Annotated in this window: 21 protein-coding genes, 3 pseudogenes and 1 other annotated feature; of the genes and pseudogenes, 2 read left to right on the forward strand and 22 right to left on the reverse strand. The window is 45.3% G+C overall.

From position 1 onward, the window contains the following. Together DXA18_RS05805 and DXA18_RS05810 are read right to left on the reverse strand one after the other, a co-directional pair. The gene (locus DXA18_RS05805; protein WP_118383093.1) at window positions 1-1,740 is read right to left on the reverse strand and encodes an ABC transporter ATP-binding protein; all 1,740 of its coding nucleotides are present in this window, start codon (window positions 1,738-1,740) and stop codon (window positions 1-3) included. Next, window positions 1,737-3,467, reverse strand: a complete 1,731-nt coding sequence (locus tag DXA18_RS05810) for an ABC transporter ATP-binding protein (RefSeq protein WP_118383094.1) — start codon at window positions 3,465-3,467, stop codon at window positions 1,737-1,739. The genes DXA18_RS05805 and DXA18_RS05810 overlap by 4 nt, the downstream gene beginning before the upstream one ends. A gap of 220 nt (window positions 3,468-3,687) precedes the next feature. Here DXA18_RS05810 and hcp point away from each other — a divergent pair, with 220 nt between their 5' ends. After that, window positions 3,688-5,325 (forward strand): hydroxylamine reductase, encoded by a 1,638-nt coding sequence (gene hcp / locus DXA18_RS05815; RefSeq protein WP_118383095.1) that lies wholly within the window; start codon window positions 3,688-3,690, stop codon window positions 5,323-5,325. Window positions 5,326-5,380: 55 nt separating this feature from the next. Here the strand turns inward: hcp and DXA18_RS05820 are convergent, their stop codons facing one another. From DXA18_RS05820 to dnaX, 6 genes and pseudogenes are all read right to left on the reverse strand, one after another. Then, window positions 5,381-7,246, reverse strand: coding sequence for an AAA family ATPase (locus tag DXA18_RS05820; RefSeq protein WP_118383096.1), 1,866 nt, complete (start codon window positions 7,244-7,246; stop codon window positions 5,381-5,383). Window positions 7,247-7,545: 299 nt separating this feature from the next. Then, window positions 7,546-8,483 (reverse strand): annotated as a pseudogene (locus DXA18_RS05825) (transketolase family protein). Further along, on the reverse strand, window positions 8,471-9,307 hold the full coding sequence (locus DXA18_RS05830) for a transketolase (RefSeq protein WP_118383097.1): 837 nt from the start codon (window positions 9,305-9,307) through the stop codon (window positions 8,471-8,473). The pseudogene DXA18_RS05825 and the gene DXA18_RS05830 overlap by 13 nt, the downstream one beginning before the upstream one ends. A gap of 144 nt (window positions 9,308-9,451) precedes the next feature. Next, window positions 9,452-10,048: a recombination mediator RecR gene (gene recR / locus DXA18_RS05835; protein ID WP_118383098.1), complete on the reverse strand. Its 597-nt coding sequence runs from the start codon at window positions 10,046-10,048 to the stop codon at window positions 9,452-9,454. Window positions 10,049-10,050: 2 nt separating this feature from the next. Then, window positions 10,051-10,398, reverse strand: coding sequence for a YbaB/EbfC family nucleoid-associated protein (locus DXA18_RS05840; protein ID WP_118383099.1), 348 nt, complete (start codon window positions 10,396-10,398; stop codon window positions 10,051-10,053). Between the two features lie 25 nt (window positions 10,399-10,423). Next, window positions 10,424-11,986 (reverse strand): DNA polymerase III subunit gamma/tau, encoded by a 1,563-nt coding sequence (dnaX, locus tag DXA18_RS05845; RefSeq protein WP_118383100.1) that lies wholly within the window; start codon window positions 11,984-11,986, stop codon window positions 10,424-10,426. A 241-nt stretch (window positions 11,987-12,227) separates the two neighbouring features. Here dnaX and map point away from each other — a divergent pair, with 241 nt between their 5' ends. Beyond that, window positions 12,228-13,037, forward strand: a complete 810-nt coding sequence (map, locus tag DXA18_RS05850) for a type I methionyl aminopeptidase (protein WP_118383101.1) — start codon at window positions 12,228-12,230, stop codon at window positions 13,035-13,037. A gap of 38 nt (window positions 13,038-13,075) precedes the next feature. Here the strand turns inward: map and DXA18_RS05855 are convergent, their stop codons facing one another. The 14 genes and pseudogenes from DXA18_RS05855 to proS form a co-directional block, all read right to left on the reverse strand. Continuing rightward, entirely contained in the window at window positions 13,076-15,118 is a 2,043-nt protein-coding gene (locus DXA18_RS05855) for an alpha-glycosidase (protein WP_118383152.1), read from the reverse strand. Window positions 15,119-15,139: 21 nt separating this feature from the next. Next, window positions 15,140-16,981, reverse strand: coding sequence for an ATP-dependent zinc metalloprotease FtsH (gene ftsH, locus DXA18_RS05860; protein WP_118383102.1), 1,842 nt, complete (start codon window positions 16,979-16,981; stop codon window positions 15,140-15,142). A gap of 15 nt (window positions 16,982-16,996) precedes the next feature. Continuing rightward, entirely contained in the window at window positions 16,997-17,524 is a 528-nt protein-coding gene (gene hpt, locus DXA18_RS05865; RefSeq protein ID WP_118383103.1) for a hypoxanthine phosphoribosyltransferase, read from the reverse strand. Next, window positions 17,508-18,866, reverse strand: coding sequence for a tRNA lysidine(34) synthetase TilS (gene tilS / locus DXA18_RS05870; RefSeq protein ID WP_330424428.1), 1,359 nt, complete (start codon window positions 18,864-18,866; stop codon window positions 17,508-17,510). The genes hpt and tilS overlap by 17 nt, the downstream gene beginning before the upstream one ends. Further along, window positions 18,809-18,985: pseudogene (locus DXA18_RS17330) on the reverse strand (hypothetical protein); the annotation flags it as partial. The pseudogene DXA18_RS17330 and the gene tilS, both read right to left, overlap by 58 nt. A 48-nt stretch (window positions 18,986-19,033) precedes the next feature. Next, window positions 19,034-20,435: pseudogene (locus DXA18_RS17335) on the reverse strand (SpoIIE family protein phosphatase). A 75-nt stretch (window positions 20,436-20,510) separates the two neighbouring features. After that, complete coding sequence (locus DXA18_RS05880; RefSeq protein WP_118383104.1) at window positions 20,511-20,834, reverse strand: septum formation initiator family protein; 324 nt, start codon at window positions 20,832-20,834, stop codon at window positions 20,511-20,513. Between the two features lie 96 nt (window positions 20,835-20,930). Further along, a complete protein-coding gene (yabQ, locus tag DXA18_RS05885) occupies window positions 20,931-21,251 on the reverse strand; it encodes a spore cortex biosynthesis protein YabQ (RefSeq protein ID WP_118383105.1) in 321 nt (106 codons plus the stop codon). A 9-nt stretch (window positions 21,252-21,260) separates the two neighbouring features. Beyond that, window positions 21,261-21,545 (reverse strand): sporulation protein YabP, encoded by a 285-nt coding sequence (yabP, locus tag DXA18_RS05890; RefSeq protein WP_118383153.1) that lies wholly within the window; start codon window positions 21,543-21,545, stop codon window positions 21,261-21,263. A gap of 115 nt (window positions 21,546-21,660) precedes the next feature. After that, a complete protein-coding gene (locus tag DXA18_RS05895) occupies window positions 21,661-21,900 on the reverse strand; it encodes an RNA-binding S4 domain-containing protein (protein ID WP_118383106.1) in 240 nt (79 codons plus the stop codon). Window positions 21,901-22,021: 121 nt separating this feature from the next. Then, the gene (locus DXA18_RS05900; RefSeq protein ID WP_118383107.1) at window positions 22,022-22,297 is read right to left on the reverse strand and encodes an HU family DNA-binding protein; all 276 of its coding nucleotides are present in this window, start codon (window positions 22,295-22,297) and stop codon (window positions 22,022-22,024) included. A 125-nt stretch (window positions 22,298-22,422) separates the two neighbouring features. Next, window positions 22,423-23,409, reverse strand: coding sequence for a MarR family transcriptional regulator (locus DXA18_RS05905; RefSeq protein ID WP_118383108.1), 987 nt, complete (start codon window positions 23,407-23,409; stop codon window positions 22,423-22,425). 72 nt (window positions 23,410-23,481) lie between these two features. Continuing rightward, window positions 23,482-24,807 carry a CCA tRNA nucleotidyltransferase gene (locus tag DXA18_RS05910; protein WP_118383109.1) on the reverse strand — a complete coding sequence of 442 codons (1,326 nt, stop codon included), beginning with the start codon at window positions 24,805-24,807 and terminating at the stop codon, window positions 23,482-23,484. 99 nt (window positions 24,808-24,906) lie between these two features. Beyond that, on the reverse strand, window positions 24,907-26,346 hold the full coding sequence (gene proS / locus DXA18_RS05915) for a proline--tRNA ligase (RefSeq protein ID WP_118383110.1): 1,440 nt from the start codon (window positions 26,344-26,346) through the stop codon (window positions 24,907-24,909). Window positions 26,347-26,456: 110 nt separating this feature from the next. Further along, window positions 26,457-26,669 (reverse strand) — a binding site (T-box leader). Between the last annotated feature and the right edge of the window lie 96 nt (window positions 26,670-26,765).

Below are 26,765 nucleotides of genomic sequence, written 5' to 3' on the forward strand. Positions count from 1 at the left end.
TCAGCTCTGAACAGTTACAAACTGACTGTTATACAGATTCGCATAGAAACCGCCTGCTGCCAGCAGTTCTTTGTGGTTCCCCTGCTCGATAATACTTCCGTCTTTCATAACCAGAATCACATCTGCCTCTCGGATCGTTGAGAGTCTGTGTGCTACAATAAAGCTGGTACGTCCCTTCATCATTTTTGCAAATGCAGACTGAATCTTCATTTCCGTACGTGTATCAATGGAAGATGTTGCTTCATCCAGAATCAGCATCATTGGCAGACACAGCATGGCTCTCGCAATACACAACAGCTGTCTCTGTCCGGCTGACAGATTACCGCCGCCACCTGTGATCATGGTGTCATATCCCTTCGGAAGTCTGCGGATAAAGGAATCTGCATGAGCTGCCTTCGCTGCCTCTATAACCTCTTCCTCCGTGGCATCTGGTTTGCCATAAGCGATATTCTCCCGAACTGTTCCGGTGCAGAGCCAGGTATCCTGAAGCACCATCCCATATCTTCCCCTCAGATCATGTCTTGTCATATCCCGGATATCTGCGCCATCTACACGGATCTCACCGGAATCCACATCATAGAATCTCATCAGCAGATTGATGATCGTTGTCTTACCACACCCGGTCGGCCCGACAATCGCCACACGCTCACCAGAATTCACCTTCAGATTCAGATCTTTGATCAGTGGTCTGTCCGGCACATACCGGAATGCTACGTGGTCAAGTTCCACCTCACCTTTACACTCCAGGCTGATTGCCAGATCTTTTTCCGACACTTGATCTGCCTCTTCCAGAATATCAAAAATACGTTCCGCACAGGAAATCGCATTCTGCAACTCTGTTACCACACTGCTGATCTCATTAAATGGCTTCGCATACTGACTGGCATAATTCAGGAACACGCTCAACTGCCCGATGGTAATACCGCCGGATACTGTAAAAAATGCTCCAATCAATGTAATCACCGCATACACGATATTATTCACCAGACGGGTACTGGGATTGGTCAGGCTGGAAAAGAATGTTGCCTTCATCGCCACCTGTTGTAATTTATCATTTACCTCATCGAATTCTGTAAGTTTCTCCTCTTCCAGACCAAATGCTTTGACTACACGCTGTCCTTCTACCAGCTCATTGATCATGGCAGTCTGCTCACCACGGATTGCCGCCTGTGCCTCAAAAAACTTATGAGTTGCGGAAGCAATAAATCTTGCAACCAGGATAGACAGCGGCGTCAATATCAATACCGTCAGTGCAATCAGTGTATTCAGATACAGCATAATTCCAAGAATCGCTACAATCGTGATCACTCCGGAAAATAACTGGGTAAATCCCATCAGCAGACCGTCCGCAAAGGTATCCACATCCGCTACCATACGGCTGACCAGATCTCCGGTCGGATGATTATCCAGATAAGCAAGTGGCAGACGATGCATTTTCCTGCTGACCTTATCACGCATATCTCGGCACACCCGGTACGTAACCCGGTTATTAAATGCCGCCATAATATACTGCGCTGCTGCCGCGATCACAGCTACCACTCCAAGGATGAGCAGATAATGATCACGGTCGCCATGCGCCGCTGCTCCTTCTGCAAAGGTATCGATCACATTCCCCGTAAACACCGGGATCAGCAGACTCGCCGTTACGCTGAGCAGTGCACACAGCAGGCTGCACAGCACATATAACTTATAAGGGCGGATCAGAAATAATATCTTTTTCCATGTACGTTTTTCTTTCATGATCTCACCTCCGTTTTCTTTTCAAACTGACTTTCATAAATTTCCCGGTATACCTGACAAGATGCAAGCAGTTCTTCGTGAGTGCCAATACCTGCCATCTGTCCGTCATCCAGTACCAGAATCTGATCTGCATGAGCGATCGTTCCTGCACGCTGACTGACGATAAACACGGTTGTTTCTTCCGGCAATGTTTTTAATGCTTTCCGAAGTGCCGCATCGGTCGCGTAATCCAGCGCCGATGAGCTGTCATCTAATATCAGGATATCCGCCTGGGCGATCAACGCTCTTGCAATGGTAAGACGCTGTTTCTGTCCGCCGGAGAAATTAGCGCCGCCCTGTTCTACCGGCTCATCCAGTCCGCCAGCCTTTCCGCGGACCACTTCAGCTGCCTGAGCAATCTCCAATGCTCTCCACATCTCATCCTCTGTAGCATCCGCTTTTCCCATTAGAAGATTACTTCGGATTGTCCCGGTAAACAGCTGTGCCTTCTGAGGCACGATTGCCACCTTCTCCCGCAACGCCTCCTGACTCCAGTTCTGGATCGGCTCACCGTTCAAATAGACATTCCCCTTCGCCGCATCATAAAATCGCAGGATCAACTGCACCAGCGAAGATTTACCACTTCCCGTACCTCCGATGATTCCGATCGTCTGTCCTTTCTTTGCCGTAAATGTAATATCCGTCAGGGAGTCTGCTCCCGCACCTGCATAGCGCATATCTACATGTTCAAACCGAACTGCCTCTGCTGTCTCAGTTCCTTTTGCATTTCCCTCAAAGGTCATTGAACTTTCCATATCCAATACCTGACCGACACGTCCCATACTTGCAAGTGACTTGCTGATGATAACGATCAGATTAGCAAGCTTCACAAGTTCCACCAGAATCTGATTAATATAGTTGATCAGTGCAATAATGTCTCCGGAAAAGAGCACACCCCCCTCTACCATATCGGAACCAAACCAAAGAACAGCAATGATAACTGCATTAATTGTCACATAAGTCAGTGGATTCATGATTGCCGACATATCTCCCACATGAATCTGCGCGTGCAGCAGCTTACTGTTGCGTTCTGCAAAGTTCGTAATCTGCGTCTCTTCTCTTCCAAATGCACGAATCACACGTACACCTGTCAGATCTTCCCTTGTCGCCTCGGTGATCTTATCCAGCTTTTGCTGCGTACGTCTATATAACGGAGCCGTCAGCTTCATTACACCAAACACGATAATAAACAGTACCACAATCGCTGCAACAAACAGCAATGCCATCTTCGCATTGATCGTAAATGCCATGATCATCGCGCCAAATACAATGAACGGGCTTCTCATGAAAAGACGTAATGTCATATTCAGTCCATTCTGCACCTGATTCACATCGCTGGTCATACGTGTGATCAGCGTTGCCGCTCCTGTCTGATCAAATTCCGTTAGGCTGAGACTCTGGATCTTGTCCAGCAGTTCATGCCGAAGTCCTGCGGATGTTCCCGTTGCCGCTCTCGCCGCAAAATACTGTGCGGTAAAGCTACAGGTAAGTCCAAGCAGTGCCATCACAAGCAGTAATCCGAAATGTGTCAGTATATAATGTGTATCCCTGCCCGCAATTCCCACATCGATCAGATCTGCCACGATCAGTGGCACGATCAAGTCAAAGCATGCTTCCAGCATCTTAAACAGCGGCGCAAGTATACTTTCTTTTTTGTATTTTTTCAAATACGGTATCAGATATTTCACGTTCTCATTCTCCTGTTGTCCCGTAACTGTTCCATACAGTTACCTGCATTTTACATTCTATAACTTTATAACATTTCCAGTATATTACAGATCGCCTTGAACTTCAAATATTACTACTTTATATTGCCCTGAAAATTGTATTCCAAACCACGTTTAACAACTGAAAAAATGGGAGAAACTACCTATGATATTATTGACACAATTCAAGGAGGAACCATTTATGGATTACAACATGTTCTGTTATCAATGTCAGGAAACTGCCGGAGGCTCCGGCTGTACACGCGTCGGTGTCTGCGGCAAACGGCCTTCCGTATCGAATCTGCAGGATCTCTTAGTGTATGTCACAAAAGGACTATCCGCAGTTACAACCAGACTCCGTGAGGAAGGAATGCCAGTCTCCGGTAATGTCAACCATCTTGTTACATTCAATCTGTTTGTGACAATCACCAATGCCAATTTCGACGAAGACTTCATTACTGATCGCATCATTAAAACTCTCGAACAGACGCAGCTTCTTCTACGTCAGTTAAAGGATACTTCTGATCTTCCGGACGCTTCGACCTGGTATGGGGCTGTCGATACCTTTACCGAAAAAGCTGCAGAATCTGGCATCTTATCCAGTGATGATGACGATATCAACTCGCTTCGGGCTCTGATTACGTACGGACTCAAAGGATTATCCGCTTACACAAAGCACGCCAACGCCCTGCTTCAGGACAGTGAAAAACTGGATGCATTTATCCAACGGGCATTAGCCGATACCTTAGATGATGAACTGACTGTTCCTGAACTTGTAGATCTGACTCTGGAAGTCGGCAGACACGGTGTCGAGGGAATGGCACTCCTGGACAAAGCTAACACCGACGCTTACGGGAATCCTGAAATTACCAACGTCCGAATTGATGTTGGAACACGCCCGGGCATTCTGGTATCTGGTCACGACCTGCGGGATCTGGAAATGCTCTTAGAGCAATCAAAAGACAGTGGCATCGACATTTATACCCACTCCGAAATGCTTCCTGCCAACTACTATCCCGCCTTCAAGAAATACAATCATTTCTATGGCAATTACGGCGGTTCCTGGTGGAAACAGAAAGAAGAATTTGAAGCATTCCGCGGTCCGATCCTCATGACCACCAACTGTCTCGTTCCGCCAAATTCCAGTTATCAGGACCGTATCTACAACACTGGTCCTGTGGGCTATCCTGGCTGCCATTACATTCCGGGCGGAATCGGAGAAGAGAAAGATTTCTCGGAGATCATCGAGCACGCAAAAAAATGCCCACCTCCGGAGCAACTGGAAAGCGGCACGATCGTCGGCGGTTTCGCCCATGCACAGGTCTTCGCACTCGCCGACCAGATCGTAGACGCCGTCCGTTCCGGTGCCATACGCAACTTCGTCGTCATGGCAGGATGCGACGGACGTTTTAACAGTCGCGAATATTATACGGAATTTGCCAAAGCACTCCCGGACGATACTGTCATCCTGACCGCCGGCTGCGCCAAATACCGCTACAACAAATTAGATCTCGGCGATATTAACGGTATCCCACGTGTACTGGATGCCGGACAGTGTAACGACTCTTATTCCATTGCCGTCATCGCGCTGAAATTGCAGGAGTTGTTCGGTCTGGATGATATTAATGAGCTTCCGGTCATTTACAATATTGCCTGGTATGAACAGAAAGCTGTATTGGTGCTGCTGGCGCTGTTGTCTCTCGGAATCAAGAATATCCATCTCGGCCCGACACTGCCAGCATTCTTAAGCCTAAATGTTACCAAAGTGCTGGTTGAGAACTTTGGAATCGCAGGAATTACTACCGTAGAAGAAGATATGAATCTGTTTTTCGGTAATTAACTATGCAAAAAACGGATGTGCAAAAATCTACTTTGATTTTACACATCCGTTTTATTTATCTGTTCATCTTTACACTTACTTTTTTCCCTGAAAATGCAATTCCAAACTTCAATATATCTTTCATCCCATCGTTCTTCATATCAGCATCATATCTTTTACGATCAATCTGGTCCAACGCTTCATCTGCAAGCACATCCAAAGATTCTATATCCATGTCTTTCTGCCATTTAAGTTCCATGATAATTCCCGGATATCTCGCTTCTCTCGGAAACATACTGATATCATATCTTCCATCTCCGGATTCCCGGTTCGATGTTATCTTATACTGATTATCCATCAATGCGATCAGTCCCAATACCAGACCGTGATAGAATCCTTCTGCCCCGGCATCATAAAAACTGATGGATTTATCCATGTACTCACCAATTGCCTTTTGAAGCTTACTGTGATCGTTTGTAAAAAGACTTTCCGCGATCTTATTGGCTGTGGTTCTTGTAATCACTCCGATTTGCAGCAAATGTGACAGAATCTCCGTCTTATAGACTGCTGCGATCTCTCTGTTAGGGATTGATACCTCACACAGATACGAACCGTCCATCTGCAGTTCCTTTTTGGGTGTCTTCAAGTATCCAGCTACTAACAGCAGGCTGTAAATATTAGCCGGATCTTCTGCGATCGATCTGTAGACTACATTCTGGTCAATCCTCGCAACTACTTTTTCGCCTTGCAGAAGTGAATATAATTTCTCGGTTATATCGTCTGTGGCAATCTTTAACACGTCTTCCAGAATCTCATTCTTCCCGGTGTTCACCCAGTATGCCTGCGGTATACATCCTCTGGAAATATAATTAATGACTGACCACGGATTGTAGATATCTTCCTTACCAAATAAATATCCGTCATACCATTCACGAAGTTCCTTTTTCTTCTCAGGCACTTTATAATATTCCAGCATCGCCTGTACTTCCGTTTCAGTAAAGCCAAAATAATTATCATATTCCTCGTCCATCACAGAATTAACCGTCAAATTATTAAGGCCGCTGAAAATACTTTCCTGTGCTATCCGAAGGATGCCCGTCAGAAAGCCATACGAAAGATTCTTATTATCCTTAAATGCTCCCGAGAAGAAATTGCGCATGAATCCTATAATCTCTTCATAGAAATCCTTAGAATACCCCTCCTGAATCGGTGTGTCATATTCATCAATAATAATGATCGGTGCTCTGTCATAATAAGTACAAAGCATCTTTGACAATCTTTCCAGGGACGTTGTAAGCTCCACTTCACCCGCAGTTCCACTAAGTATCTTCTGAAAATATTCTTTTTCATATTCCACAAGTCTGTCACTGGTGATCAGTTCTTGATGTCTCCCATATTCTTCCTGCAAGAGACCACGGATCTTATCAAGCGTTGCTTCCCATGTGTCAAACTTCACATCCTTAAATGTAAGAAATATAACCGGATACTTTCCCTGATGCGCGCGATATTCCGCACCACATCTCCATATCTTTTTATCCACGAAATATTTCGCTGTATTCTCCTCCGAGATCTCAAAAAATACTCGGAGCATATCCATATTTAGGGTCTTGCCAAATCTCCTTGGTCGTGTGAATAATGACACTAACGGCTTCTGATCCAGAAATTCCTTAATCAGCAATGTCTTATCAACATAGTAATATTCTGATTGCGCACGCACATAATCCGAGATACCGATAGGAAGCGGCTTTATCTCTCCCTGCACTTCTCTTTTTATATACTTTCCTGAAATGACTCTTTTATCTACAGGTCTGCTTGCATCATCCGGTATCTTCCAGACACCTTTTTCCTTCATCACACCTGGTATCTTCCCAGTCTTGCACATGTTATTCACGGAACGGTCTGAAATCCCCCATTCCATTGCTTTCTCTTTACAGGTTTTCATGTCGGGCACCTCCCCACGTTTATATCGATAAGTATATTACTTTCTTCGAATATTATACTCCGCAATCCGCAAAATATCAATTTATTTTGATATTTTGCGGATTATAATATGCTTTTTGCAGAACAAAGAATGTGCCTTGGCACATTCTCGCGCCTGCGGCGGTCGCTTGCGACATCTACCTTATCTGCCGCAGTGCGCATCCTCGCGGAGCGGTTTTTACTTTACAGGAAAGCAATTTCCTGTAAAGCAAAAACGCCCCGGCTATTGCCGGGACGCCTGTCCTACATATCATATATCTCTTATACGAATGCTTTTACTTTCTCATAAATGCTGTCTGCATCTAAGCCATATTTCTTAACCAGTTCCGCTGCCGGACCAGACTCGCCGAATACATCGTTGATTCCGATTCTAAGCTGCTTTGTAGGCGCTTTCTCAGTAAGAACTTCTGCTACTGCTCCGCCAAGTCCACCGATTACAGAGTGCTCTTCTGCTGTAACAACCTTACCGGTCTTCTGAGCTGATGCAACGATCAGATCAGCATCGATAGGTTTGATTGTGTGGATGTTGATTACTTCTGCATCAATTCCATCTGCTGCAAGCTTCTCAGCTGCTTCCAGACAGTTAGCTACCAGGATACCTGTTGCGATGATTGTAACGTCTTTACCTTCTCTGAGGGTAACTCCTTTACCAATCTCGAACTTGTAATCCGGCTTGTCATTGATTACCGGAACTGCTGCACGACCAAATCTCATGTAAACAGGTCCCTCATATTCATATGCTGCAAATACAGCTGCTCTTGCCTCAACATCATCTGATGGGCAGATAACTGTCATTCCCGGAATTGTTCTCATAAGAGCAATATCCTCATTGCACTGATGTGTAGCACCGTCTTCACCTACTGTAATACCAGCATGTGTAGCACCGATCTTAACATTCAGGTGTGGATATCCGATGGAATTACGTACCTGCTCAAATGCACGTCCTGCTGCGAACATTGCAAATGTACTTGCAAATGGTACTTTACCTGTAGTAGCAAGTCCTGCTGCCACACCCATCATATTAGCCTCTGCGATACCACAGTCGATATGACGCTCCGGGAAAGCTTCATAAATACAGCTGTCTTAGTAGCGCCGGCAAGGTCAGCGTCCAGTACTACAACGTCTGCATGCTCTTTACCAAGTTCTGCTAATGCATTACCGTAACTTTCTCTTGTTGCAATCTTCTTTACTTCTGACATATCGCTTCACCTACTTTCTTCAAATCTTCCATAGCAATAGCATACTGCTCATCGTTCGGAGCTGAGCCATGCCATTTAGCCTGATTCTCCATAAAGGATACGCCCTTACCTTTTACAGTCTTGGCGATAATTGCTGTCGGCTGTCCTTTTGTCTCTCTTGCTTCCTTAAATGCAGCAGCAAGCTGATCAAAGTCATGTCCGTCTACATTAATCACATGGAAGTTGAATGCTTCAAACTTCTTATCGATCGGATATGGAGAATTAACCTTTGTAATCTCTCCATCGATCTGCAGGTTATTATTATCAACGATCACTACCAGGTTGTCCAGTTTCTTATGAGCTGCAAGCATAGATGCCTCCCATACCTGTCCTTCCTGAATCTCTCCATCTCCAAGGAGTGTGTATACACGATAGTCCTCTCCAGAGAGCTTAGCTGAAAGAGCCATACCGACTGCAACTGAGATTCCCTGTCCCAGAGAACCTGAAGACATATCTACACCTGGAGTATGCTGCATACATGGGTGTCCCTGCAGGTAAGATCCTACATGACGGAATGTCTTAAGATCTTCTACCGGAAAATATCCTCTCTGTGCCAGTACAGAATAGTAACCTGGAGTTGTGTGTCCTTTGGACAATACAAAACGGTCTCTGTCTGCCTTCTTAGGATCTTTTGGATCTACATTCATTTCTTCAAAATACAGATATGTGTAAATATCTGCTGCTGATAATGAACCACCCGGATGTCCGGATTTTGCGCTATGTACGGCCTCAATGATGCCTTTGCGTACTTCATTAGCAGTCTTCATCAATTCAACTTTGTTCATGAAAATTGCCTCCTATTATGTTTGCTTCCTTCTTAGTAACCCAAGTATTTTTATTATATCCACAAAAATAATATCGGTCAATAGATGTTCCAAAATTGCCACATTTTATGCAAATGTTCAGAACACATTTGCGTTTTATTTCACTTAGAGTTCTGTTCTGCCTTCCAGCGCGCGAAGCAATGTCACTTCATCAATATACTCCAGATCGCCTCCGACCGGCACCCCACTCGCGATCCTGCTGACCTTGATCCCGGTCGGCTTGATCAGCTTACTGATATACATCGCTGTTGTCTCGCCTTCCAGGCTGGAATTAGTCGCAATGATCACTTCGTTCACATCTCCCTGCAGACGCTGCATCAGTTCCTTCAACTTAATATCTCCGGGACCGATACCGAGCATCGGCGAGATAGCTCCGTGAAGCACATGATAGACTCCTTCGTATTTGCCCGTCTTTTCATAAGCCGCCAGATCTCTGGTCGTCTCTACTACCATAATGGTCTTATGATCACGCTTGCTGTTGCGACAGATCGGGCAGAGTTCCTGATCCGTAAGTGTGTAACAGCAGCTGCAATATCTTACATTCTCTCTGGCGTCAACCATAGAATCTGCAAGCTCTTTCACTTGCTCTTTAGGCATATGGATCAGGTGAAATGCCAGACGCTGCGCAGACTTCGGACCAATGCCCGGAAGTCTGGACAGTTCTTCGATCAGTTTCGAAATCTGACTACTATAATAATCCATAATTAGAACATTCCCGGCATATTCATGCCGCCTGTCAGCTTAGACATACTTCCTGCTGCAGCCTGATCTACCTGTGTCAACGCTTCATTGACAGCAGCTACGATCAGATCTTCTAACATCTCAACATCATCCGGATCTACTACTTCTTCGTCAAGCTTTACAGAAAGAAGCTGCTTTTTGCCAGATACCTTCACCTCTACCGCACCGCCTCCGGCTGTAGCCGTGTACTCTTTCGCTTCCATTTCTTTTGCCTGTTCTTCCATCTGGCGCTGCATCTTCTGCGCCTGTTTCATAAGATTTGCCATATTTCCAGGCATTGCTCCGCCTGGGAATCCACCACGTTTTGCCATGGTCTGTATCCTCCTTTAATCTCTGTTAGTCTTCAATGGTAATATCCATGTGAACCATTTTTTGTATATCCACAAAACTATCTTCAAAATGTCTGCCTTCTTCCACGTGGCGGACATCTATCTCCATAGTCTTGCCGATTTTTTCTTCAATGAGATGTATAATCTCTTCCTTGTGCTCCGGCTTCGCCACGAATCCGGCACTTACTTCATCTGGCAACACGATCAGCAGCCTGTCATTCTCACCTGCGCTGAGTCTTGCCTGTTTCAGATACTGCTTCAGCATCATCGACGCATTATCTGCGATACTGCGGAAGTTCTTTGCCACATTCCGAATATCTTCGGATAATGCCTTCGGAAGCTCCGGCTTCGGTCCGGCCGGCTTCTCTTCCACTGCTTCCCGGTACACAACCCGCTCTGTCTGCGGCGCAGAAAGTCCTTTTTCCACTTCTGCTTCCAATGCCCTTATTCTGGATAATAATGCATCTGGTCCACTCTCCATCTGCGGTCTGCACAGCTTGATAAATGTTACTTCCAACAGCACTCTCTTTTGCGATGAAAACTTCAACTGATTCGTCAGATCCGAGAAAATGCGGATATAGCGGATCAATTCATCCATCTCGATTAATTCCGCCTCTTCCTTCATCCTTGCCAGATTCTCTGTCGAAACATCCAGCACATCTTCCATATTCTCCGAACTCTTCAACAACAGAAGATTACGCAGATACCAGGTAAAATCAGCCGCAAGCTGCGACAACTCCCGTCCCTGCATGATCAGCTCATCCAGTGTCTCAATCACGCCTTTTACATCTCTCGCCACAAGCTCTTTAAAAATGCGGCTGAACACATCCACATCTACCGCGCCAAGCACTTCCAGTACCCGGTCATAGGTCAGACGCTCTCCGATATAAAACGCCACACACTGATCCAGCAGACTCAGTGCATCACGCATGCCTCCGTCTGCCATTCTGGCAATGTAGCGGACTGCTTTGTCTTCTACATCCAGACCTTCCTTCTCAATCAGTTCGTTCAATCTGTCACAGATGGTTTCAATCGAAATTCTCTTGAAATCATATCGCTGACAACGGCTCAGAATCGTAACCGGAATCTTATGTGCCTCTGTAGTCGCAAGTATAAAAATAACATACTCCGGCGGTTCTTCCAGTGTCTTCAGCAACGCATTGAACGCTCCCGCCGACAGCATATGCACCTCATCGATAATATAAACCTTATATCGGCCTTCCGTCGGACGATATGCTACCTCTTCACGGATCTCTCGGATATTATCCACGCCGTTATTAGACGCCGCATCGATCTCGATCACATTCATCGATGTGCCTGCTGCGATTGCCTTACACATCTCGCATTCTCCGCACGGACTTCCGTCCACCGGATGTTCACAGTTCACCGCTTTGGCAAATATCTTGGCAACCGTCGTCTTGCCGGTACCTCTTGTTCCACAGAACAGATATGCATGGCTGATCCTGCCTGTCCTGATCTGATTCTTTAATGTCTTAACAACCGCATCCTGTCCCTTCACATCCTCGAATTCAGTCGGTCGGAACTTGCGGTATAATGCTGTATAACCCATGTATCTAACTCCCTGTTGAACCGTTCTGCTCCCCTGCACACATTCGCAAAACCGCACAATTTCGTGCTTTCTCGCTGCTTCGCAGCTAATTTTGCTCATGTGTGTTTGGGAGCTGAATCAGTTACTCCTTAATTTATAACATTTTATCAATGTCTGCCAAAAGCAAATCTATTATAGCATACCCCCCGGAATTGTGCTACAATAAACGATAGCGAGAATGGTAAAGGAGATGGATATATCCATGGATAGATTAGATATTAAGCTTTGGAATCTTGCATCCAAAGGACAGATCGTACCGGACAGAAGTTTACTCAAGACACCGGAACAGATCGCTGAGATCAGAAAGAGTGCAGATCTGAACACTGCTGTTCTTGATCACGTAGCAGCACACATCAAAGCAGGCATGTCAACTGCCGAGATTGATAAATTAGTATATGACTTTACAACCGAGCACGGTGGCATTCCGGCTCCATTGAACTATGAAGGATTTCCGAAGAGCGTATGCACTTCTATTAACAACGTAATCTGCCATGGTATTCCAAGCGAAGATGAGATTCTTCAGGATGGCGATATCATCAATGTAGATGTTTCCACTATATTAAATGGCTATTATTCTGATGCATCACGTATGTTCGCTATCGGCAATCTTGACGAACGCAGCGAGAAGATTATGCGTGTCACAAAAGAATGCGTAGAATTGGGATTAAAAGCAGCTAAGCCTTGGGGTCACCTGGGAGATATTGCTCATGCAATCAATTCCCATGCACAGGCGAATGGCTATTCTGTAGTAGAAGAGATCGGCGGACATGGTATCGGACTGGAATTCCACGAAGAACCTTTCGTCAGCTACGTTACCAAGAAAGGCACTGAGATGGTACTGGTACCGGGCATGATGTTCACCATCGAGCCGATGATCAACGAAGGTACACCAGAGTTCTTCGTAGATGAAGACAATGGCTGGACTGTATATACCTTGGATGACGGTTTATCCGCACAGATCGAATACATGGTACTGGTAACCGAAAAAGGTGTAGAAGTACTGACCAAATAAATGACATTTAAAAGGCAGCCCAATGGGCTGCCTTTTTATCAGTATTCCATATTCTTAAGCACTAACACCGAGTACGCTCCCAGATTCACAACAACTTCTCCATCCTGGATCAGATATTCTTCGTGTTCTGTCGTATACCCATTTTCATAGCTGTAGATCAATCTCCGCATACTGCCTTTCTGCGGCAATTCTGCCTGCCACACCGGGATACACACCTGCTGCAGTTCATCACTGTTATTCACCACTGTAACGATCTGCGCCTGGTCATCAAATCTGGCATACGCCAGCACATTATCTCCAGCCAGCAGCAATTTGATTGATCCAATGCGAAGTGTCGGATACTTACGGTGGATTGCGATCATGTCTCTGTGAAACGCGATCATCTCCTGATCTTCATCTCCCCACGGATAGGTCCTTCTGCTATCCGGATCAGTAAATCCACACACACCGGCTTCATCGCCATAGTATACGGTCGGCGCACCCACCCAGGTCATCTGGATCGCAACCGCTTCCCGCATAACCGCCGGATTCACATTCTGCTCAGCATCTTCCGGCCGGAAAGCTCCGATTCGTCCCACCACATGATTGGTTCTGGTAAGGAATCTGGAATGATCGTGATTAGACAATTCATTCATAGCCACCTGCATGGACGAGTTCAGATAACTTGCCATGTTGTGCGCTACTGAATGACTGAAGGCATATCCATTGCCTCTAAGGTCAGCACGTTCTTCATCACTGTGCTTCTCCATACCAGTCAGAAACCAGGTCACCGGCTCCATAAATGCATCGTAATTCATAACCGAATCCCACTCTTCACCATCCAGCCATTCTGCCGGATCGCCATAATGTTCCGCAAGAATCAGCGCATCAGGATTCGCTTCCTTTACTGTCTTACGAAACTTCTTCCAGAATTCATGGTTATATTCGTTGCTGTGTCCCAGGTCTGCTGCCACATCCAGTCTCCAGCCATCTACACTATATGGCTCAGATACCCATTTTCTGGCAATATGCAGAATATACTTTTCCAAAGCTTCAGAATGTTCATAGTCTAATTTCGGCAGTGTATCATGTCCCCACCATCCGTCATAATTACCATTATACGGCCACTGTTCCGGACCTGCACCCCGGAAATCAAAGAATGTATGATATGGACTGTCCGCAGACACATAAGCACCCGGCTGATAACCGTCCTTCCCTTCGTAAATTTGTTCTCTGTCCATCCATTTATTAAAAGAACCACAATGATTAAACACGCCGTCCAGAATCACCTTCATACCTCTGCGATGAATCTCTGCCACTAACTGCGCAAAGAATTCATTGCTTGCTTCCAGATTTTCCCAGTTAGTTACACGGCTCTGGTAGCGGGTTGCGTGTCTGTTATCCAGATCACCTTCCGCCAGCACATCACCTGCGTCCTCCCTGATCACTCCAAAATGCGGATCAATATAATCATAATCCTGTATATCATATTTGTGATTAGACGGAGAGACAAAAAGCGGATTAAAATAAATAACTTCTACTCCCAGATCCTGCAGATAGTCCAGCTTATCCCAGACTCCCTGCAGATCACCTCCATAAAAATTACGTACATCCATAGCTTCCGGATAATGATTCCAGTCATCGACCTTTCTTACTGGCTCGTGAATATAGGAATATTCCCGTTCCAGCACATCATTGGACGGATCACCGTTACAGAATCGGTCTGTAAAGATCTGATACATAACGGCACCTTTCGCCCAGTTCGGCGTTGTAAATCCCGGAGTAATCCGAAAGTCATACATCTCAATCCACTTATCAGTTACGCCAAAACGATTAAAATATACCACTTCATCTCCGGAAGTCACCCGAAAAGAATACTTCATCATATCCGTTCCGAGCTTCCAGCTGATCCGGTAATAGTCGAATACAGACCCCATATCTGTCTTCTTCATTTCATAATAGTTGCCGTCCGTATACAGTTCCACACAGTCCACATCCGATGCCGCAGTACGGAAGAGCAGATCTATCGTCTCTTCCTCATTCGGCTCCGGGGGAATAACGTAGCTTCCCGTTCCGTCACAAAATAATGCATCTCTGTTCATAACATCTCTCGCCACACAATTCTAATCTTCTGATATCTCCACACCTTCAAACAGGGCTTCAAATTCTTCTCTTGTAATCTTCTCTTTTTCTATAAGAAGCTTCGCACATGCATCCAGTTCATCATGATACTTACGGATAATGTACTGTCCACGCTGATAACAGGTATCGATAATACTTCGGATCTCTCTGTCAATCTCACCAGCCACTTCTTCACCGTAACCTCTGCCAGTATGTGCCAGATCACGTCCGATAAATACTTCATCACCGTCATTATCGTAATTGATCAGGCCAAGCTTCTCAGACATACCAAACTTCGTCACCATAGATTTGGCTGTTGCGGTCGCCTGTTTAATATCCTGTGATGCGCCAGTTGTAATGTCTCCAAAGATTTCTTCTTCTGCGATACGTCCTCCAAGTGCAACTGTAATATCCTGAAGCATACTGCCCCGTGTCTCAAACATATTATCCTGATCCGGCAGCGGCATCGTATAGCCGGCCGCACCCATTCCCGTAGGAATAATGGATACGCTGTACACCGGTCCCACATCCGGCAGCACGTGGAACAGGATCGCATGCCCTGCTTCATGATATGCAGTAATCTTCTTTTCTTTCTCAGAGATTACTTTACTCTTCTTCTCCGCTCCAATACCCACTTTGACAAATGCCTGGCGGATATCTGCCTGACGGATATACATGCGATTCTCTTTTGCTGCTGTAATCGCAGCTTCATTCATCAAATTCTCCAGGTCCGCTCCGGTAAATCCTGCTGTCGTCTGTGCGATCTGCGTCAGATCCACATCATCACCAAGCGGCTTGCCCTTGGCATGCACCTTCAGGATCTCTTCTCTTCCCTTTACATCCGGACGTCCAACGCCCACTTTACGGTCAAATCTTCCCGGACGCAGAATTGCAGGATCCAGAATATCCACACGGTTAGTCGCAGACATTACGATAATACCTTCGTTCACACCGAATCCGTCCATCTCCACCAGCAACTGATTCAGTGTCTGTTCACGCTCATCATGTCCGCCGCCCATACCGGTACCACGTCGTCTTGCCACCGCATCAATCTCATCGATGAAAATGATACAAGGTGCATTCTTCTTGGCTTCTTCAAACAGATCTCTCACTCGTGAAGCACCGACACCGACAAACATTTCCACAAAATCAGATCCGGAAATGCTGAAGAACGGTACCCCCGCCTCACCTGCGACTGCTTTGGCAAGAAGCGTCTTACCTGTTCCCGGAGGTCCTACTAACAGGACACCCTTTGGGATACGTGCTCCCACCTGGATATATTTCTTCGGATTCTTTAAGAAATCTACGATCTCTTCCAATTCTTCTTTTTCTTCCTGAAGTCCTGCAACATTTTCAAATGTCACACTTTTTCCGCCTGTATGAAGCTTTGCTCTGCTTCTGCCGAAATTCATTGCTTTATTATTGGCTCCATTCTGACGGTTCATCATGTAGAACAACAACAGAATACCACCAATCATAATGACCGATGGAAGCAGAGATGTCACCATCCAGTTCTCTTCCGGCACATCCTCCAACTGATATTCCACATTCTGTTCATCCAGATAATTACAGATTTCTTTGACATCTGCTACATTTAACTGCCATTCATTACCGGAATCATCACCTTTTTTGTTCAATTCTACATGTCCGGTCGGAACATCCCGGTTCTGCACGACCGTCACATCCACTGCATTGCCCTCTTCCACCAGAGAACGGAATTCGCTGTAACTCAGTTCCCGCTCCTTCTGTTCTATCTGATTGGTAAACCAGAGCGCACCAAAGAGGATCACAATCAACATCAGAAATGTGATGCCACCCGCTCCACGTCTTTTATTATTCTCCAAATCTGTATATTCCTCCTACTCTACACCTTCCACAACACCAATAAACGGAAGATTTCTATATTTCTGTGCATAATCCAGACCATATCCTACTACAAATTCGTCCGGAATGTTAAATCCTGTGTAATCTACATCCACCATCTTGACACGTCTGTCCGGCTTATCCAACAGTGTGCACAGACGCATGCTCGCCGGCTTTCTCTCCTGTAATACTTTCATCAGGTAAGACAATGTTCTTCCTGAATCAATGATATCCTCTACGATCAGTACGTCTTTGCCTTCCAGCGGTTCATCCAGATCCTTTGCAATTCGTACCACACCGCTCGACTTCGTATCATCCCCATAGCTTGATACGCTCATAAAGTCCATGCTGACTGGAACGGTAATTCTCTTTGCCAGTTCACACATAAAAAATACTCCGCCCTTCAGTACACAGATCATATGCACGTCTTTCCCTGCATAATCTTTGCTGATCTGCTCGCCGAGTTCTCTGATTCTTTTATCTACTTCTTCTTCAGATACTAATACTTTAATATGCTCTGCCATCTTCTTTTCCTCCGTAATCTTCTACTTGAATCTCCAGGATCCTCTTTGTATGTTCTGTCACCTGGTATTTCTGATTCTGTCTGTATCCTATGATCCACAGAATCTCCTGTCCCACTGCGATCAGCGGTATCTGGTCTCGCTGCCCCTTTGGAATCTTTGCATTGATCAGATAATTCTTCAGCTTCTGCGTATGTCCCTGCGCATCAATCTGCAGATAATCTCCCGATCTGCGTCCCCGTAAGACAACGTTACTCTGTATTATATCATAATCAAACCATTTCGTGTAGAGTCGTTCCTCAAATGCATCCGGGATTTTTTCGCAGGTAAATACCCGCAAGTGCACTCCTTCCTCCGTCTGACGGTCAAATGCATCCTTGCCAGGTCTACAGAGCAGCACTTCTGACAACTTTCCCTCGCATTCTTTTACTCCATTTTTTCCATTTCCCCATCGTTCCATTTCTGACTTCTTTTTTCGTATCCATATCGTATCATATTCCCGCACGGCTTCCAGTCCGTAAGGGAGCATCACACGCCTTCCACTCTGTCTGTCGCAGAGTTCTGCCACATTTCTCACATGAACTGACTCAATATCCTTCTCTCTTCCTGCCGCTGCTGCGATCACCCGACGAATCAGGTAGGGATGCAATGCCTTGTCCTCTTCCCGAAATGGTTTCAGCGCAATCTGATATCCTATATCCGAATCTTTCACACATGCATTCCACAGCTTATCCGTCTGACGGTCCAGATAGCCCGCTGCCTGTTCCATCTGCTCTGCATATTCCTGCATATGCTCGACCGTTTTCCGGTTCACATGACTCTCCAGATATGGAATCACATGATTCCTGATACGGTTGCGGGTATATGCATCCTCCAGATTCGTACTGTCTGTCTGATATCCTGTATGCTGTTTCCGGAGATATTCCTCAATCTCACTTCTGCGCACAGCAAGAAGCGGTCGGATATAGTTGCTATTGACCGGTCGAATCCCTGCCATACCTTTCATGCCGGTACCTCTTGCCAGGTTCAAGAGCATCGTTTCAGCATTATCATCCATATGATGAGCAAGTGCGATCTTCGTGCCGTTATAAGCATCCATTGCCTGACGATACGCTGCCCGGCGCACCTCACGTCCAGCTTCTTCCTCTGACAGTTTATACTGCTCTGCATAGGCTTTTACATCTTCCCGTACACACAGGATCGGAATATCCATTTTTTCACAGAGATTCCGTACAAATGTTTCATCTGCATCCGCATCCTTGCCCGCAGGCAGTGATTCACATGCACCACTGCCAGTCCAAAGTCCCATTCTTTTTTCAATTTTTCCAGAAGCAGAAGAAGGCATACCGAGTCAGCTCCTCCGGATACGCCTGCAATCACCACATCTTCTTTTTCTATCATGCTATATCTGCGTATATACGTTTTTATCTTCTCATACATAGCTTTCCCTTTCCATAACAGCATTATTTTATCATGCTTATATGGAAAAATATAGGATAACCTCTGATTCCGCTACATTTCCCAGATTCCGATCACTATAACTGTCATATCATCATTGGCAATTCCCCGGTACTCTCCAGCACTCGTTCCAGCACATGATGCGCCATTTCTTTCGGATTCTGACTGCTCAGTTCGCACAGATATCCGCCAATCTGTGCTTCCTGTTCTCCCACTGGCAGCGCATCCATCACACCATCTGTGACCATAACCACAAAGTCCCCATCCGATAATTTTCTGGTCACGCAGTCAATCTCTATATTCTGCATCACTCCCACAGGCAAAGTAGTCGAAGTAATCTTCTCCACCTTTCCGCCATGACGGATAAATGTCGTCGACGCCCCCGCCTTTAAGAATTTGCAGCTTCCCTCATAGAGATCGAACACACACATGTCCACCGTCGAGAAATACACTTCCTCCCGTCCCATAACCAGTGCAGTATTCAAAAGCTGAATTGCCATTTTCTCCGGGAATCCTGCCACCAACAGTTCCTCCGCCATTTCTACCACCATAGCGCTCTCACGAAATGCTTCTTCCCCGGATCCCATTCCATCCGATAACATCACGCTCTCCCTGCCGCCGGCAGATACGTCATCAGAAATGTATCCCCTGAGATCTGCTCGCAGCCTTTTCCGATCTTTGCCACTCCCTGCAGGGTATGATATCTTGCCGCTTCCCGCAGAATAATAGTTGTGTATTCTTCCCATATAATTGGCTGTTCTCTCGCTTCCGGATACATGGATCTGCCCACACAATTACTGACTATTTTCGCCATTTCTCTGGTAGCCACACAGTGTCCTTTTGCCGCTTTCAGCGTAAGATGCACCTCACATTTTCCCGCTTTTGTCATATAAAACACACTGCTGATTACCCGTATCCCGACCTTTTTCAGTTGATTGACAATCTTCTTTTCCAACCGTTCGTCCGAATAAATCCCGGCTCCGAGCTCCCTCGCTGCCTGACTGATAGTATCTGCAAACGAGATCAGCGACCTGGCACAGCCTTCCCGATTCTGCACGATCCGGTTATTCCACAGAAGCTTTTGTTTGGCATCTCCAAAGACCTCCAGCGTCTCTCTTAGAAACCTTGGCGCACGATCACATTTTTTCTGCAGTTTCCGTTTTATCTCCACATTCAGTTCCGCGCCAAACTCTTCTGCCGTACACAGAATCTCACAGACCATCTGGCAGGTCTGAATGCGGTTCTCACACAGACACCAGTTCCGCTTTTCGCAATTCGTACAGACACGCTCCGACACTCGCCGGAACATCTCCTCAATCTCATCTTTCGTGAAACTCCCTTTATAATCCTCCAAATACAAGAACGTCTCTGACAGATGCTTCAGAGACTCTGCAAAACGATCCATCTGTATAATGTATGGATTGGAAAATAATTCCCGGTCCTTCACATACTCCATACCATTTCTCCTTTTCTGCCAAAAAAGAGAATGTGCTTTCACACATTCTCTTTTGCCTGATTCTTTATTCTTTTATCATTTCTTTTTAAATATGATCTCGTTCTCATGCACAAGATTCAATTTATCTTTAGCAGTCTGTTCAATGTACTCGTCTGTACCTACATACTCTTCTACGCTGTCAATCTCTTTGGATCTTTCTTCCTCTGCGTCAATCTGCTCCTGCAGCTCCTGTTCCTGTGCAATGTATGCCTTATTCTTTGCCCGCAGTGATATACTGCTGACGGTAACAACAGCTACCAGCAAAAGCAATACTCCGCTGACTGCCAATACGCTTGCCTTATGTCTGCGAAGCCGGTTCTTCTTCCGCCTCGCCTGACTCTTTTGTTTAATCTTATTCATTTATATACTCACCCTGTTCCGATACCCCTATCGGATTACCCCTTATCATAATGTTATATTTATCTTATCTTTTTTTATAGTCGATTTCAATAGTTTTCAGGGAATTCTTTTTCTTTTTTTGACGTATCTGTTTACCCTGTTTCGAATCCTTTTTTCTACTGTATAAAATACAGCAGCTCCCACAATAATTCCAACCACAAAATACCACCGGATCACGCCATTACTCACATGATAAATCTGTTCAAACAGATACCATGCCATACAGATCCAATATACCGCATCTTCCACATTTACCAATATTCTGGAATGTCGGAATACCTTCCTCAGGTTCCTGATACATACATATGCACATACCATCGTCATCCCACTGAGTACCGCTGTCGCCAAACCTCTTAATTCGGTTCCAAGCTCCTGCATCCCGACCACCTAACGGAACAGCTTACCAAACAGAGACTCTTCGTTTTTCCCTCTGCTGCCAGCCTCCGAATACGCCACACTGTCAATATTCCCCGACAGATCTACTTCGCCTTTTTCCAGATTCAGGCGGTTCACGTGCAGATCCATTCCTTTTACCATCAGCATCCCCTGTTCCGTCTCTAACAGCACCTCATTCAGATCAAATGACAATACATCCAGCACCCCTGTCACCAGACTTGTCTGCCGGTTGTTGATCACCAGCTTGTGCGGACCACGTACCTGCTTCTCTTCCATATTCTTCACAACCTTTCCCCTTCTCACTCTGCCTTATCGTTGTCCTGTAAATAAGGTTATGAACAGCTGCGAAGATTTATTACTGTTTATTCATTCGTCGGCAGTAACATCTGACTTACAGATAACGGAACAGATCCTTTGCCTCTTCCTTCTTTGTCGTATCACGGATATCAAGTACTTCAGCTTTTACCGACTTTGTGCCAAATTGAATTTCAATAATATCTCCCGCCTTTACCTTTGCAGACGCCTTGGCAACTGCTCCGTTTACCAGAACTCTTCCTGCATCACAGGCTTCATTAGCCACGGTTCTTCTCTTGATCAACCGGGATACCTTTAAAAATTTGTCCAGTCTCATATCATTCTCCTCATTTATTGACTCGCCACGCTAATCGAGCAGGCTGACGCCTGCTCGACGCGATACAAAAAGGCACCGGGAAAATCCCGATGCCATCATATACACATTCTTCAAAACACTATTAAGCGTTAACAGCATCCTTCAGAGCCTTACCAGCTTTGAACTTAGGAGCCTTGCAAGCACTGATCTTCATTGTCTCGCCTGTCTGAGGATTTCTTCCCTCTCTTGCGGATCTTTCAGAAACTTCGAAAGTACCAAATCCAACTAACTGAATCTTCTCACCTTTTTTCAATTCTTCTGCTACTACATCTACAAATGCTTTCAAAGCTTTTTCTGAATCTTTTTTTGACAGCTCAGCTCTCTCTGCGATTGCTGCTACTAATTCTGTTTTATTCATGTATATTTCCTCCTCTTGTCTCTTGGCATCATTATGCTCTAGTCTTATTATACAGTTTTCCATATCCTTGTCAAGGAAATAAAGTCTGAAATCCCTTATTTCATGGGATTTATCGAGGTTTTCCACTACCTGTGAAAACCAAATATTTCTTCCAGTAGTTTTTCCTTTTCTTTCATTTGTGATACAGACATCTGGAACTTTTCTACATTCTTTACAGATGTCCATGCTTTGTTGGATTTGTAATATGATCCTGCAATCTTCCAGAATTTTTCCGGATAAATAAACCGGGCTTTCAGATATTCCATTTCCCGGTCAGTTACCGGGCAGATTGCACTATATGCATTCATCATATGATCAAATAATCTCGCGTCCCATTCATGCTTTTCCATCGTCTTCCTTAGAAAATAATAAAAATCCTCCATCTGCACATGAATACGGAATTTTTCAAAATTCGATGTCGCGATTCCGTCTGTGCAGATCAGAATATTGTGATAATTATATTCTCCGTGAACCATTACCCTCTCGCGCAGACTGTCTTGATACAGTTCCTCACATCGGGATTCAAGCAGTACCTCCATAGCAATTTCTGCCCACTGATACAAGCCCTCATATTCCTGAAGAAACCGGAGTTCGAACTCATCCTTCGTCCTGCGGCTGCGCACAAAGCTTCTCACCTTCCGTAGCTCTCTGTTATGACGTTCATATATCTGTTTCAGACTTTCGTCCTGCATGGTCACACCATCTGTTGGTTCACGCATTAAAAGATGAAGTCTTGCAAGATTCTTTGCTCCCATCATAAGTTCTCTGGTCCTTCTGGCATCACATTCCCTGGCTGAGAACCACCGCTTCACAAGATAGCGTCCGCCTTCTTCTGAGACGGTGACCAGTCCGCCTTCCACATTCGGCTTCAACTGATCAATTCCCCGATATCCGGCTGCAATCAACATTTCCCCTAATTTATATAATGCGTCTGCCCGCTTTTCGGATATTCCTGCCTCTTTAAGCAGGAACAATCCCTCCTCTGCCTCGCAAAAAAATGCACCCCTGACTCTCCGGGTGCTTTTCACATTCAAAGCATAGCGATCCAGTATTTTCAGTTCATATTCCTGCATAACAATCCCCCCGCACCTCACAATCCATTCTTTTCAATGTATGAGGGCAGGGGGATTATTATGACTTTATACTTATAACTCTATCCGCTTCAAAAGCTCTTCTTTCTGATTAAGTTCCGGATGTTCCAGCACCAGATCCAGAAAATGTTCCAGCATCTGACCAATCTCTTTTCCCGGTTTCATTCCGGCAGCGATCAAATCTTTACCTGTCACTGCCAGCATCTTTAACGACACGCATTCCTTTCTCTCCATAATCTCATGATAGAGTTTTTCCACGCCGTCAATATCAGCAACTTTTTCCTTGTGCTGATACATACTCTGTGCCGCCACGTCCGCACGGCGCACCTCGAGATAAAGCGGGAACAAATCTTCTCCAATCTCATGAACCGCACGGCGCACATGTGCAGGAGTCACAGGCATCCTGTGATCATGATAACGCACCAGCTTCGTCACCTTACGGATCGTATCATTATCGAATTTCAGCCGATGCAGAATTTCATTGGCTAGCTCACTGCTCTTCTCTGGATGTCCCTTAAAATGCGCAACTCCATCTGCATCCATTGTCTTCATATATGGCTTACCTATATCATGGAGAAGCATCGTCAGACGTAAAATCCGATCCGGTCTTACCTCCAGCAGTGTATGCAGGATATGCTCGCCCACCGTGTACATATGATGAGCAGTCTCCTGCGTTGTCTCCATGGCGAGGTCAAATTCCGGCAAAAATTCTTTTGTAATGCCAAGCTTCCATGCCTCCCGCAGCAGATCCGGTCTTGACGAAGTCAATGTCTTCACCAGTTCTACCTGGATTCGTTCTGCACTAATCTTCCTAAGCGTCGGTGCCAGCAGCCGCATGCCTTCTCTGGTCTCATCTTCCAGTTCAAACCCAAGCTGCGCTGCGAAACGGATTCCTCGCAAGATACGAAGTGCGTCTTCTGAAAACCTCGCCTGTGCATTGCCTACACATCGGATGATGCCTGCTCTCAGATCATCCATACCGCCAAAGATATCTACAAGCCCCTCTTTTTCATTGTACGCCATCGCATTAATAGTAAAATCCCGGCGTAGCAGATCCTCTTGCAGATTGCGGACAAATATAACTTCTTTCGGATGACGGCTGTCTTCGTACTTGCCATCCACACGATAGGTTGTCACTTCAAAGCCTTCGTGATCGAGAAGCACCGTGATTGTTCCATGCTCGATCCCTGTATCAAATGTATGTGGGAATAATGCCTTTGTTTCCTCCGGCATCGCAGATGTCGTGATATCCCAATCCATTGGTTCCCTTCCGAGAAACGAATCCCTCACACACCCACCTACTGCATACGCTTCATAACCATGTTCCTGAAGTGTATGAATGATCTTATTTACTTTTTCAGGGATCTGTATTTCAACCATGTAACTTTTCCTCTCATTTCATCATATTTATTTCATTATAAAAGAAAAAGGCTGTTTTTTCAAACAGCCCTTTTCCCATAACATATCTTTGAATACGTTTTAGTATGATTTGCCCCAGTATGCCATATGTTTCGCCGGCTTACCACACCAGATACATTTGTCAGATACAAATTCTTCGTCTTCGATCAGACATCTGGTAGCTGCTCCGCCGGTTACATACTTCACTTCGCCTTCACATTCCGGATCTCCACACCAGCATGCCTTTACAAATCCACGTTTCTTAGTAAATTCTTCCTTCATCTCATCCAGATTGGTTGCTGTGTAAATATGAGTATCCAGGAAGTCTTTCGCTCTGTTATACATATCATTCTGGATAGTTTCCAGAATCTCACGTAATTTCACTGCGATCTCATCCATAGATACTACGATCTTCTCACGGTTATCACGACGTACAACTACAACCTGATTATTCTCAATATCCTTCGGTCCGATCTCGATACGTGTTGGGATACCAAGCATCTCCTGCTCAGAGAATTTCCATCCCGGACTCTTCTCAGAATCATCGATCTTCACTCTGTATCCGGCTTTCTTAAGTTCAGCAAACAGTTCATTTGCTTTGTCAAGCACGCCTTCCTTGTGCTGAGCGATCGGAATCACACGACATTCAACCGGTGCAAGATGCGGTGGTAATACAAGACCATCATCATCACCATGTACCATGATCAGCGCTCCGATACTTCTTGTAGATAATCCCCAGGAAGTCTCATATACACTGTGCAGCTGGTTATTCTTATCTACGTATTTAATATCAAATGCATCCGGGAATCCGTTACCGAAGAAGTGGCTGGTAGCAGACTGCAGTGCCTTACCATCATGCATCAGTGCTTCTACTGTATAAGTATCCTGTGCTCCGGCAAATTTCTCATGCTCTGCTTTTCTTCCTGACACATAAGGAATAGCCATAGTTTCTTTATAAAAATCTTCGTATACATGCCACATCTGAATAGTACGTTCTTCTGCTTCTTCATATGTTGCATGAATGGTATGTCCTTCCTGCCACAGGAACTCTCTGGAACGAAGGAATGGTCTTGTAGTCTTCTCCCAACGAAGAACGGAATTCCACTGATTCCATACCTTTGGAAGGTCTCTGTAAGACTTTACAGTTCTTGCCCACAGATCACAGAACAGAGTCTCTGATGTAGGACGAATACAAAGTCTCTCCTGAAGTCTCTCCATTCCACCGTGAGTTACCCATGCTACTTCCGGTGCGAATCCTTCAATATGATCTGCTTCTTTCTCTAATAATGATTCTGGAATCAACATTGGCAATGATACATTCTCTACACCTGTCTCTTTGAATCTTCTGTCAAGATCTGACTGAATCAGCTCCCAGATCGCATATCCGTTCGGCAGATAATTCAGACATCCCTTTACACTAGAGTAATCACAAAGCTCTGCCTCGCGTACTACATCTGTGTACCACTGTGCAAAATTCTCTTCTCTTGAAGTAATGTTCTTTACCATTTTTTCCTTAGCCATATCTCTTCTCCTTTTCTTTCTTCGCAGAGCCCTTGCTCCACTGCTTGTTGAGGGGGATTCCTTCGTGACTTTTGTTGTATAAAAACAAACGCCGAACACTTCTGTCCCCGCTAAGGGACCGAAATATTCGGCGGTACCACCCTAATTAACTGCATATATAGCTGCAGTTCTCTCTTCACATCGTTAACGCCAATGCATACGCTGTACTTTCATACAGAGGCTCCAAGGCAGGTTCACCGTCTCTCGGTTCGGAGATCTCTCAGCTAACAATCTCTTCTCTGTGGAACGTCCTCACGATTACTAGTCCTTTTCAACACCAACTCTGCTTTCTGTAACTATCATTACCGGCAGATATTTTCATTAAACGTAATTTTAATAGAAAGACAGATGTTTGTCAAGGGGTGAAGTGAGGATTAAAT

The sequence above is a fragment of the Dorea sp. AM58-8 genome (genome assembly GCF_003464045.1).
Classification (GTDB): domain Bacteria; phylum Bacillota; class Clostridia; order Lachnospirales; family Lachnospiraceae; genus Claveliimonas; species Claveliimonas ammoniilytica.